The sequence below is a fragment of the Paludibaculum fermentans genome (assembly GCF_051172195.1).
Taxonomy (GTDB): Bacteria; Acidobacteriota; Terriglobia; order Bryobacterales; family Bryobacteraceae; genus Paludibaculum; species Paludibaculum fermentans_A.
Map to the genome: position 1 here is coordinate 3,790,478 of NZ_JBPJAQ010000001.1, position 11,887 is coordinate 3,802,364.

The window sequence follows — 11,887 nt, forward strand, 5'->3', positions numbered from 1 at the left end:
TCCTATCCTGCCCGCCACCATCTCCGGTTGTCATGCCCACAACGGTCACACTCGATCGCCCGCACCGTCGAATCCTGTGCGCCAGATCCCACAAGAAATGCAAAGTTGTCGACAATCAGCGCGAGGAAAACGCCGGTGCGGCGGGTGCCAATGTGCCCATCTCGCACCAAGCATCACCCACAGTCGACACATCCGCCCGGACGGCAAACCGCACTGCGACGGTTGCGACTGCCCCCAGCCCTCCGGCCAAAGTCCCAACCGTCCTCAGCCGTCTTCTCCTACACCTCCCTCCCACGAAAGCCGCCCAGATTCGCCCGGCGCCAGCACACGCATTTCTTCGAACAGATCCTCCAGATCGCATCGGGCGATACCCCTCCAACAGTCCCGGCTCCACCTGTAATGATCATCTAATTACTTTTGAGTATTGATTGAACTCGCCGAATGACCGAGTCTACGGAGAGGAGCTTCTTCCCATGCCCCACATTGCCTTACCCGACGGCCTCCCCGGAATCCTCGGCCCCATGGCTTTTCGGCCCGAGACCGCTAAGCCCATGAATGAGTTGGCCGACGTCCTGCTCCGTGGGCCAAGTACGCTGACGCCGGGCGAGCGCGAACTCATCGCGACCTATGTCTCTTCGCAGAACGACTGCTTCTTCTGCCAGACCGTTCATGGCGCCGTTGCGGCTCATCACCTGGGCGGGAATGAACAACTCGTCATCGACGTGAAGCAGAACCCCTCCGGCGCCGGCGTGTCCCAGAAGATGAAAGCCCTGCTCGCGATCGCGGGCAAAGTGCAGCGCGGCGGGAAGAGTGTCACCCCCGAAGACATCGAACGTGCCCGCGAACTCGGCGCCACCGACCTCGAGCTGCATGACACCGTCCTGATTGCCGCCGCCTTCTGCATGTACAACCGCTACGTGGACGGTCTCGCGACTTGGGCTCCGTCGGACTCGCACATCTACCGCGAGGCAGGCGCTCGACTGGCCGCCGAGGGCTATCAGGCCTCTACTGCGCGACAGGCCGCGGCTCGCTAGGAGTTCCCAACATGCCCCACATCAAACTCTCAGCAGAATTGCCAGGCATCCGCGGACCTTTCGCCTTTCGTCCGGAGACGGCAAAGCCCATGTCCGAACTGGCCGAAGTCCTGCTCCACACCCCCGGATCCCTCTCAATGGCCGATTCGGAACTGATCGCGACCTTCGTTTCATCCCGCAACGATTGCCACTACTGCCAGACATCGCACGGCGCTATCGCCGCTTACCATCTCGGCGGCAACGAGCAGCTCGTGCTCGACGTGAAACGCGATTTCGAGAATGCCGGCATCTCGGATAAGCTCAAAGCCTTGCTCAACATCGCTGGCAGGGTCCAGCAGGGCGGCAAACTGGTCCGGCCGGAGGACGTCGAGCGCGCTCGCAGTCACGGCGCTACCGATATCGAGATCCACGACACCGTACTCATCGCCGCGGCATTCTGCATGTACAACCGCTATGTCGACGGTCTCGCCACGTGGGCCCCGGCGGACATGGACTCCTATCGGCAGCGTGCGGCGGCCGTCTCGGAGAACGGATACCTGGGTATCCTTGCCACCGTAACAGCCCAGGCGGCTGGCTCGAAGGGCGAGTAGAGGCGGCGACCCTTTTCGACGGCAAACTCGAGCGAGAATAACCCGCCGAACTGTGCAGCGCCCAACCGCCACGCCGCCATTGCTTGTGGAAGTGCCGGGCTGGCGTTTAAACCCTCCACCTGGACCGCTCCACCGAACCCTCCACGCTGTTTGCCTGCGCTTCTTCTCGCATTCCGGAAACGGCTTCCGGTCATTTCCAGCACGAGTCCGCAAGACGGTCACAGGAATTAAAGATCTTTATTTCCTTTATTTGCAGCATCACTTCTGAAGAAACAGCGAAACCGTCTTGACCCTGCCAGTTACCCTGGAATCGCGCCGGCTCCCATGCCGGCAATTTTCATTTATAGGGAGATTTTAGTTATGGCGACCGCAGCTCAGATCAATGCCAACCAGGCGAACGCGAAACGCTCCACCGGCCCCGTCACCATCGACGGCAAGGCCCGTTCATCCCAGAACGCCCGCAGCCACGGCTTCACCGCCCAGCACCTCAACATCACGCCCGAGGACCGTGCTCAATTCCAAGCCCTCGAAGCCGCCCTCCGCCTCGACACCCGCCCCGCGAACTGCATCGAGGAGGAGATCTTCCACCGCATCCTTACCCACACCTGGAACCTCCGCCGCATTGAATCCTTCGAATGCCTCATCCTCGCCGAAACGGACCCATTGGCCGAAACCAACACCCACGACGGCCAGCTCGAACGCTATGCCCGCTACCGCCGCGACCTCGAACGCGGCCTCTACCGCGCCATCAAGGAGCTGGGCAAACTCCAAACGGAACGTGCCGCCCTCGGCCAGCAGCATCCCGATGTCGTCAAAGGCATCCGCGAAAACGTCCCCCTGGCCGAAGTCACCCGCCTGACCAGGAACACCGAGGAGCTCTTCTTCTATGAAGGGTATGGACGCCCGCGTCGGGCCCTGGAACACCTAACCACTGGCATCGATTCCAACCACCCCGACAACCAGGACCCCATCGCTGATCTCCAGCCCATCCGCGTTCCGCGCAACGAAGCCAACCTGGTCGGCCCGGACGGCCTCCCCAATCGGAACTACGACGTAGCCGGCCTCTAAGCCCCGTGTCCAGGCAAAGCCGCCGCCCGTCGACGAAACGAAGCCGCTGACGACCGCCGCCATTCAGCCTCAGCCGGAGCCCCTCCGGCCAAGCTCTTTGAAAACCTAACCTCTGCCATCCCCAGGGGCGCCTCCCTCCGCGCCCCCAGGCCAAGCCCGCAGCAAGAGCGACGGCTCGTCTACACCGCGAACGGCCGTTCCAGCAACGAATCCAACGCAGTCGCTAATAGCCCGACCAGCCGCGAAAGCCAGGCCAGCCAGTCCAAACCGGGGCATCGATGCAACTCCATGCCAAGGACACGGGTAACGTGAGAGCCAGTTCAGCCGCGCTGCGAACCGCGAATGGAAATGAGCGGGCCCCAAATCAGCGTACGTCTTCAAAGGCGTGCTCCTCGGCCGCGCCTCTCCCACGGATCGCCGAAACGAAGCCAGTCTCTCCCGTCTACACCGCGAACAGCCGTTCCAGCAACGAATCCAACGCAGTGATTCATACCCCAACCACCCGCGAAAGCCACGCAGACGCAACGAACCCCGACCATCAGGGAGGGGTCCCAGGCCTCAGCCCAGCCCGACTCCACCAGGAAGCCAAACACACCCCGCCCTGCCGCCAAACCACCGGAAGCCTGGCGCACAACCCAGTCCCGGAACGCCAGTGACGGGCGCCCCCCGAGCACCCCCATCAGCCCCACGAAACGAAGCCAGTCAACTCATCCAAGCCGGCCCGTCTACACCGCGAACGGCCGTTCCAGCAACGAATCCAACGCAGTCACTAACAGCCCGACCAGCCGCGAAAGCCACGCAGACGCAACGAACCCCGACCATCAGGGAGGGGTCCCAGGCCTCAGCCCAGCCCGACTCCACCAGGAAGCCAAACACACCCCGCCCTACCGCCAAACCACCGGAACCATGGCGCCCAACCCAGTCCCGGAACGCCAGTAACGGGCGCCCCCCCCACCGCCCTCAGCAGCCCCACGAAACGAAGCCAGTCACCTCATCCAAGCCGGCCCGCCTACACCGCGAACGGCTGCTCCAGCGAAGAACTCTGCGGCGTAAACAGCTCCGCCCCGTTCTCCGTAATGTGCATGTCGTCCTCCAACCGCACCCCGAACTCGCCCTTGATATAAATCCCGGGCTCGTCGCTGAACGTCATGTCCTTCGCCAGCGGCAGCTTGTTGCCGCGCACCAGGTAGGGCCACTCATGCCCATCCATGCCCATCCCATGCCCAAGCCGGTGCGTGAAGTACTTATAGTCCGGACCATAGCCCGCCTCCGTAATCACCTTGCGTGCGGCCGCATCCACCGCTTCGCACGCCACACCGGGCCGCGCCGTCCGCAAGGCCGCATCCTGCGCCTTCCGCACGATGTCGAACACCTTCTTCATCTTGTCCGTAGGCTTGCCGACAGCAAACGTCCGCGTAATGTCGGAAGGATACCCGTCCGCCCGGCACTCGCCGTCAATCAGCACGATCGTCCCCTCGCGGATAATCTGCGGCTGGATCGTCCCATGCGGCAGCGCGGAGTACTCGGCCGTCAGCACCATCGCTCCACCCTGGAAACCCAGCTGCGCATGAGCCGCCGTGATCAGCTCCCCGAACGCCCGCTGCGTCATCCCCGGCGTAATCGCCTTCCAGGCCGCTTCATAAGCTTCCAGCGTCACACTGTTCGCCAGCCGCATCAGCGCCAGCTCCGCCGGACTCTTGATCATCCGGCAGCCCGCCGTAATCTCCGTCCCGTTCGCGATCTTCACCTGGGTCGCGGCCTTGCCAATGCCTTCGCTGAAGACGAACTTGGTCGTCTCCTCCACCCCCAGCACGCCGGTGCGAATCCCTCGCTCCTTCAACCCGAGCGCCACCTTCTCATAGGGACTCTCGTCCTCTTCCCAACGCGTCACCTGTGCCTTCGTCCCAGCCGGACCCAACGCGATCTGCTCCCGTGCTCGGTCCTCTTCAAAGCTCGGTACGACGAAGAACGGTTCCCCCTTGGCGGGCAGGACCATCAACAGCATTCGCTCGCTATTCCCCCACCGGACATTGGCGAAGTACTGCAGCGATGTGCCGCCGGCCATGCAGATGGCATCGACCTTCTTCTCGGCCATCAGCCGCTGAGCGCGGTCCAGCCGGGACTGGCGCTCCTCATTGGTGATGGGCTTGATCTCGCCGCGCCTGCTCTTGAGAGCGGCTATCGATGGCGGCAGCGATTTCGTCTGGGCGGACAGGATGGGCGCGGCAGCCGCTGAAGCGGCGGTGGCCATGAGCGCGCGTCTGGTTAGCAAGCAGGTCTCCCTCGAAAGGCGGTGGATTGCAGATCGCTTCGCCGACGCGGGCGAGCTCCTCTTTCCCTTATGTTGCCACGGAAGAGGCCGCCGCGCTCAATGCTCCAAATTTCTTTCACGCTCCGTGATCGATCCGGCCGCCCGCTTCCACACTGAGTCAGTGAGGAAATCAGAGATGAGACTCACTACATCCATGTTGATCTGGGCCGCCCTCACCAGCGGCTCTTTATTCGCCGAAAGGCGGACTTTATCGGAGGACGAATTGGCCCGGTTGGAACAGCAGAACCCGGCCCGCATCGACGCCAGCCGAGCCTTTGTCGAAGCCCAGCAGCAACGGCTCGGCCTCAACGCCGATTCGATCCTGCAGCCCGCGGGCAATCCCATACTCGACGAGTTCGGCACGCTCCACGTCCGCTTTCTCCAGCTCTTCCGCGGCGTCCCCGTCCGTACCGGCCAGGTGGTCACCCACCTCACCGTCGACGGCCAGATGCTCACACCCACCAACCGGCTCCACCGCCGCATCGACGTCGATACCAACCCCGCTACCACCGCCCAGCAGGCCCTCGAGACCATCCGTCTCGACCTCGCCGCCGCCGACCGCGCCTTGGCCAACATGCCCGCCTCCGCCATCGCCGGCACGCCGGAACTCTACATCGATCCCGTCGTCGAAACCGTAGCCTTACCGTCGCCAGCCGGCGGCCCGGCGCCCAATGCCGACGACGAAGCCCGCCGCGTCAGCGGCTATCGCCTCGTCTATCGCGTCCTCGCCATGCCGGCCGAAGACGCTCCGGATGAGTTCACCTTCCATGCCGCTTACTACTTCATCGATGCCCCCACCGGACGCATCGTCCGCAAGACCTCGGCCGAAGCCAGCGACGATGTCCGCGAACCGGCCGTCGGCAACGGCTTCCCCATCTACCGCCGCAAGGTCCAACTCAACACCACCAAGGTGAATGGCGACTATCAGCTCTACGACATCACCCGCGGCAAGTCGCCCGGCAACACCACCCGCAGCAACAACAACTCCGACTCCCATAAGTTCAAGAAGACCAGCGCCATCCTCGACAGCTCCAATAGCTGGGGCGACAACCAGCGCTACAGCTCCAACATGCCGCTCAACGGCCAAACCGCCCAGTCCCCCGCTGTCGACATCTTCTGGGCCGTTGCCCGCACATACGATGTCCTCGCCAAGGTCTTCAACTACAAAGGCCTCGACGGGAACAACACCCCCATCAGCACGCGCGCCCACTACGACGTCAACTACACCGACGCCCACTACAACTACGGCGCCCAGGCCGCCTTCTTCGGCGACGGCATCATCGACCCCGATCCCGAGAAAGACGCCTTCCCCAATATCTCCCTGTCAACCGTCGCGCACGAGCTCGGCCACGGCGTGTGGGGCTATCACATGACCACCGACTACGACCGGCCCAGCGAAGCCTCCGGCCTGAACGAAGGCCACGGTGACATCCTCGGCGCCATCACCAACTTCTACGCCAACGTCACCCTCGGCAAGGGCAGTTCACTCGTCTACGCCAACGACACCAACTATTTCAACGGCCGCATGTACAATCCCCCCAGCTACCCCTCCGATCCCTCCAAGCCGCCCTTCTACAACCAGACCGGCCGCCGCTACTGGCAGTCCGGCATGGGTACCTTCGAGGAACACGTCCAGGGCTGCGCCTACGGCCACATGTTCGTCATGCTCGTGGAGGGCGCTTCCACTGATCCTGCCTCGGCCACTTACTCCACCTACTTCCCCAAGGGCATGGCCGGCATCGGTCTCGCCAAGGCCGCCCGCATCTGGTTCCTGGCCACCACCGTCTTCCCGCCCGACAACGACCCCACCTTCTCCACCATGCGCGACGCCTGGGTCGACGCCGCCGAATATGCCTATGGCGCCGACTCACCCGAACTCAACGCCGTCACCAACGCCTGGGCCGCCATCAATGTCGGCAAGGCTGTGAAGGACACCGCCCAGCCCCAGGTCTCGGTCACTTCCCTTGTGCTCGATGAGACCGAGGGCAGCCTACTCGTCACCGCCTCCGCCAGCGACGACACCTTCCCCATGGTCGAGTTCGGCCTGGCCAACTCCGTTCGCGCCACCCGCATGATGCCGCCCTACCAGGCCGTCATCGATGTCTCCTCGCTCAAGCCCGGCACTTACACCGCCTTCGCCCGCGCCGTCGACTTCATGGGCAAGTCCACCATCAAGTACGCCCAGTTCACCATCAACGGCGCCAACCGCGCCATCGACAATGGCAGCTTTGAAGATGGTTCCGACGGCTGGGGCATCACTTCCGGCGACATGATCTGGACCAACTCCAACGGCGCCTACCTCGGCCAGAACTACCTCCGCTTCCGCGACGACGGCCAGACCGCCAGCCGCAAGTTCAAGCTGCCCAAGGAAGCTCTGAATGCCAAACTCAGCATCCGCTACCGCGTCGCCGGCGTCGAATACCTGCCTGGCGAAAACCTGTTCATCGACCTCCACGACTCCAGCATCAACAAGACCACGCCCCTGGCCGACATCTCCAGCGAGGAAGTGACCCTCAGCGATCCGCTGCACCACTACAAGCGCCTGGAGTTCAATGTCACCCAATTCAAGGACAGGAATATGACCCTGCTCCTCAAGGCGTCGCTCACCAAGTCCAACACCACCCGCTTCGTCATCGACGCCGTCAGCCTCACTTACACACTGCCCCAGGCGATCAGCCTCAGCGTGGAACTGGATGAGCCGGGTGATGTCCTCCGTTTGCGCAGCGCCACCACGGGCGTCAGCGCGGAGACCATCAAGATCATTCAATACCGCATCAACGGCCAGACCGTCGCCTTCGACGGCAACACCCTCACCGGCGCCGTCTTCAACACCGGCGCGGTACCGCCGGGCACCTACAACGTGCAGGCCTTCGTCATCCGCTTCGACGACTCCGAGTTCGGCTCCAACATCGTCCCCATCACCTTCACCGGGAAGAAAAGCATCGTCACGAACGGGAGCTTCGAAAACGGCCAGTCCGGCTGGTCCCTGCCCGGCTTGAACTCCTCCATCGGTACCAACGATGGCGAGAACCAGATGAACTACGCCCAGACCGGGGTGCGCTACGCGCGCTTCATCACTTCCGGCGCCGCGGGCACCTCCAAGATCAGGCAGCTGATCGCCATTCCGCAGAACCCGCAGTCCGTCACCATCTCCTTCTACCTGAAGCTGCGCGTGACGACGAAGGACCCTGGCGACGTCTTCAAGGCGGCACTGGTCTCCATCAACAACCAGGAACTGCTGCCCATCACCACCGTGAATGGCGGCGCGACTCTGCCCCCGCAGGATGCCGTCGCCGGCTATACCCGCGTGGTCTACAGCCTGAACCAGGCTCAATTGCAGGCGCTGCGGGGAACAACGGTCTATCTGGAGTTCAGCGTCGCCCAGAACGCCTCCATCGTCACCAACTTCTACGTGGACGACGTATCCGTCTACGCTCCGGTGCTCGGGCTCGGCTTAGGCCTGGGCAACTAACCCCACGCCTTACCGCCAGGTCAGCGGCTGGACGTCATACGGCGTCCGGCCGCTTCATCGTTCCACGGCCGCGCTTTGCCCCGTGCCTTCCTTCAGATATCGATGCAGCCACGCCAACCCAATCCGCAGCTCCCGCCCCACGGTCGCCACCGAGACCCCGGCCACCTCCGCAATCTCAGCCACCTCAAGCCCGCCGAAATAGCGCATCTCGATGATCCGGCTCTTCCGCTCATCCTGGGCCGCCAGCGCCGTCAACCCGTCGTCCAGGTGCAGCAGGTCCTCGTCGCGCTGCACGCCCACGATCAGCGCTTCTTCCAACTGCACCGGGGCCAGCCCGCCGCCGCGTTTCTGGGCATTCCGTCCCCGGGCATGCTCCATCAGCAGTTGCCGCATGATATGGGCCGCAATTGCGAAAAAATGAGCCCGGCTGCGCCAGTCTTTGTTCTCGATGCCGGCCAGCTTCAGGTACGCCTCGTTCACCAGCGCCGTCGCCTGCAGCGTGTGGCCCGGCCTCTCCCGGCGCATGTAGGACGCAGCCAGCTTCCGGAGTTCGTCGAATACCAGTGGAGTTAATGCCTCAAGCGCCCTGGAATCCCCAACCCGCCACGCCGCCAACAATTGTGTGACATCCGCCCCAGGGTGCTCCGAATTTCCGGACATGTTATATCAATAGCTCAGATGGACGACCGCTGGGAACGTATTCAGGATCTCTTTTTCGACGCCGCTGCCCTGCCGCCAGGCCAGCGCTCCGCTTTCCTTGCCGGCGCCTGCGGCTCCGACACCGCCCTGCGCTCAGAGGTCGAATCCCTGCTCGAGGCGGAAGAGGGCGCCGGCAGCTTCGTCGAGAGCGCCATCGGGCGCGCCGCCACCTCGCTCGCGGCCGCCGCCGCCGAACCCGCACCCCGCACTGTCGGCGCCTATCGCATCCTGAAGGAGATCGGGCGCGGCGGCATGGGCGCCGTCTACCTGGCCGAACGCGCCGATCAGCAGTACCACAAACGCGTCGCCATCAAACTGGCGCGCTTCGCCGGCTATGGCGACTTCGTCCACGAACGCTTCCGCCACGAACGCCAGATCCTCGCCTCCCTCGAGCACCAGAACATCGCCCGCCTGCTGGACGGCGGCGAGACTGCGGACGGCATGCCCTACATCGTTATGGAGTACGTCGAGGGCCTCCCCGTCACCGGCTACATCGAGGCTCACGCGCTCGATGTCCGAGCGCGCCTGGAACTCTTCCTCAGCATCGCGGCCGCCGTCCAGTACGCCCATCGCTTCCTCGTCATTCACCGCGACCTCAAGCCCAGCAACATCCTGGTCACTGCCGCCGGTGAACCCAAACTCCTCGACTTCGGCATCGCCAAGCTCCTCGAACCCGGCGCCCTGCAGGAAGCGATCATGCACACCTCCACCGGCATGCGCCTGCTCACCCCCGACTACGCCAGCCCGGAGCAGGTGCGCGGCGAGCCGGTCACGACGGCCTCCGATGTCTACTCCCTCGGCGTCGTCCTCTACGAGATGCTCAGCGGCGTCAAGCCCCATCGCCTCAAGGACTACACGCCCCTCGAGATCGACCGCGCCGTCTGCGAGACCGAGACGGAACGCCCCAGCACCGCCGCCGCCCGCACCGGTGTCTTTCATCGGCTCGATCCTGAGCTGGATGTCATCGTGCTCGAGGCCATGCACAAGGATCCGGCCCGCCGCTACGCGTCCGTCGAGCACCTGGCCGACGACATCCGGCGCTTCCTCGCCGGCCTCCCCATTCAGGCTAGGCGCGATTCCCGCGCCTACCGCGCCCGCAAGTTCCTGCGCCGCCATCGAGTGGCCAGCGCCGCGGCGGCCCTCCTGGTAATCACACTCGCCGGCGCCGCCGGAGTCACCTCCTGGCAAGCCTCCGTGGCCCGCCAGCAGGCCCGCCGCGCCGAGATGCGCTTTCGCCAGGTGCGCCAGCTCGCCAACCGCTTCCTGCTCGACTTCGACGAGCAGATCCGCAACCTCGAAGGCTCCACGCCCGCCCGCGAGTCGCTCGTCAAAACTGCCAGCGAATACCTCGACAGCCTTGCCTCGGAGGCCGGCAATGACGCCGAACTCCGGGCTGAACTGGCGACCGCTTACCGCAAGCTCGGCGATGTCCAGGGCGGGCCCCGCGGCGCCAGCCTCGGCCGCAGTGAGGATGCCCTGAAGAGCTACCGGAAGTCCGTGGAAATCGGACGCGGCCTCTTCGACGCCGGTGTCCGCGACCCCAGCCTGCTGAAGCAGATCATCGAAGCGGAACGCATGCTCGGCCTGCTCGAGCACCGCCTCGACCAGAAGGACGGCGACGCCCGGTACGAGAAGAGGCTCGCTGACTCTACCCTCCTGGCGGAGACGCTGGTGAAGGTGAAGCCCGACCTCGACAGCCAGCGCACCCTGGCGTCCCTTTACCGGGAACTGGGCGAGCGCTACGCCGACACAAACCGCGCCACCCTCGCTGAGCAGCGCTACACCCAGGCTTTGCCCCTCTACGAAAAGGTGAGGCAGCTGGCCCCGGGCGCTCGGTCCGATCGCGGTGTCGCGCTCGTCACCCAACGGCTCGCCGATGCCAAGGTCATGCGGGGCGACCTGGACTCCGCACAGAAGCTCTACCGGACTTCGTTCGACGCGTTCGCCGCCCTGGCCAACGCCCCCAAGGCGGGACAGACGGAACGCCGCGGCCTGATGGCCGCGCACCTCTCTTTGGGTGCACTGTTGGGCGACCCGCTCATCCCCAATCTCCGGCTCACCTCGGAGGCGATCGAACAGACTCGCGCCGCCCTCGCCATCGCCGAACGCCTGGAACGGGCTGATCCCGCCAACCGCACCGCCAAGCTCGACCTCGCCTACACTGAGGCTCAACATGGCCGCGTGCTCCGCTCAACCCAGCCTGAATCCGCCGTGAAGCATCTGCGGCATGCCGTCTCCCTGGCGGCGGACGTCCTGTCCACGTCGCCGGCTGACCGGGTCTACCTGCGGCATGTGTTGCGCTACAAAACAGACCTTGGCGTGGCCCTCGCCGCCGCCCGCCAGGCAGCGGAATCCGAGACAATCCTCAAGGCCGTCACTGCGGACCTGCAAGGCATCGATACACCCAGCGCCAGCTACGATCTCATCGGCGCCGAGGCGCGCCGCGAACTGTCAGCGCTCGTCCGGAACGTCCAGCCGGACGAGGCGCGCCGCCTCACTCAACAGGCCCTGGACCGGGTGGAGAAGTATCTGCTCGATCACTCCGACAGCCTCGAGATGCTCCACCACCTGAGCCTGCTCTATGAGTCCGCCGCATGGTTCGATTCCTCGTATACGAAGAAGGCGCGGCAACTCTGGGCCGACTGGCCAAAGCACGGCACCTCCGGGCTCTTCGACCGCCGCCGGCTGGAAGAAGTTCACGCCCGCCCCTGAC

Annotated in this window: 7 protein-coding genes; 5 read left to right on the forward strand and 2 right to left on the reverse strand. The window is 64.4% G+C overall.

Features of this window, described 5'->3' with window-relative positions; translation table 11 throughout:
• The first annotated feature begins 473 nt into the window (after positions 1-473).
• From ACR9Y2_RS15410 to ACR9Y2_RS15420, 3 genes are all read left to right on the forward strand, one after another.
• Positions 474-1,034, forward strand: coding sequence for a carboxymuconolactone decarboxylase family protein (locus tag ACR9Y2_RS15410; protein ID WP_435042276.1), 561 nt, complete (start codon positions 474-476; stop codon positions 1,032-1,034).
• Positions 1,035-1,045: 11 nt separating this feature from the next.
• The gene (locus ACR9Y2_RS15415) at positions 1,046-1,624 is read left to right on the forward strand and encodes a carboxymuconolactone decarboxylase family protein (protein ID WP_435042277.1); all 579 of its coding nucleotides are present in this window, start codon (positions 1,046-1,048) and stop codon (positions 1,622-1,624) included.
• A gap of 360 nt (positions 1,625-1,984) precedes the next feature.
• On the forward strand, positions 1,985-2,692 hold the full coding sequence (locus ACR9Y2_RS15420; protein WP_435042278.1) for a hypothetical protein: 708 nt from the start codon (positions 1,985-1,987) through the stop codon (positions 2,690-2,692).
• Between the two features lie 1,009 nt (positions 2,693-3,701).
• On the opposite strand, the gene ACR9Y2_RS15425 is transcribed toward ACR9Y2_RS15420, so the two are convergent.
• Positions 3,702-4,964 (reverse strand): M24 family metallopeptidase, encoded by a 1,263-nt coding sequence (locus tag ACR9Y2_RS15425; protein ID WP_435042279.1) that lies wholly within the window; start codon positions 4,962-4,964, stop codon positions 3,702-3,704.
• A 175-nt stretch (positions 4,965-5,139) separates the two neighbouring features.
• On the opposite strand from ACR9Y2_RS15425, the gene ACR9Y2_RS15430 reads away from it, so the two are divergent.
• Complete coding sequence (locus ACR9Y2_RS15430; protein WP_435042280.1) at positions 5,140-8,475, forward strand: M4 family metallopeptidase; 3,336 nt, start codon at positions 5,140-5,142, stop codon at positions 8,473-8,475.
• Between the two features lie 54 nt (positions 8,476-8,529).
• On the opposite strand, the gene ACR9Y2_RS15435 is transcribed toward ACR9Y2_RS15430, so the two are convergent.
• Complete coding sequence (locus ACR9Y2_RS15435) at positions 8,530-9,135, reverse strand: sigma-70 family RNA polymerase sigma factor (RefSeq protein ID WP_435042281.1); 606 nt, start codon at positions 9,133-9,135, stop codon at positions 8,530-8,532.
• Positions 9,136-9,153: 18 nt separating this feature from the next.
• Here ACR9Y2_RS15435 and ACR9Y2_RS15440 point away from each other — a divergent pair, with 18 nt between their 5' ends.
• Positions 9,154-11,886, forward strand: coding sequence for a protein kinase domain-containing protein (locus ACR9Y2_RS15440; protein ID WP_435042282.1), 2,733 nt, complete (start codon positions 9,154-9,156; stop codon positions 11,884-11,886).
• The last annotated feature ends 1 nt before the right edge of the window (position 11,887 follow it).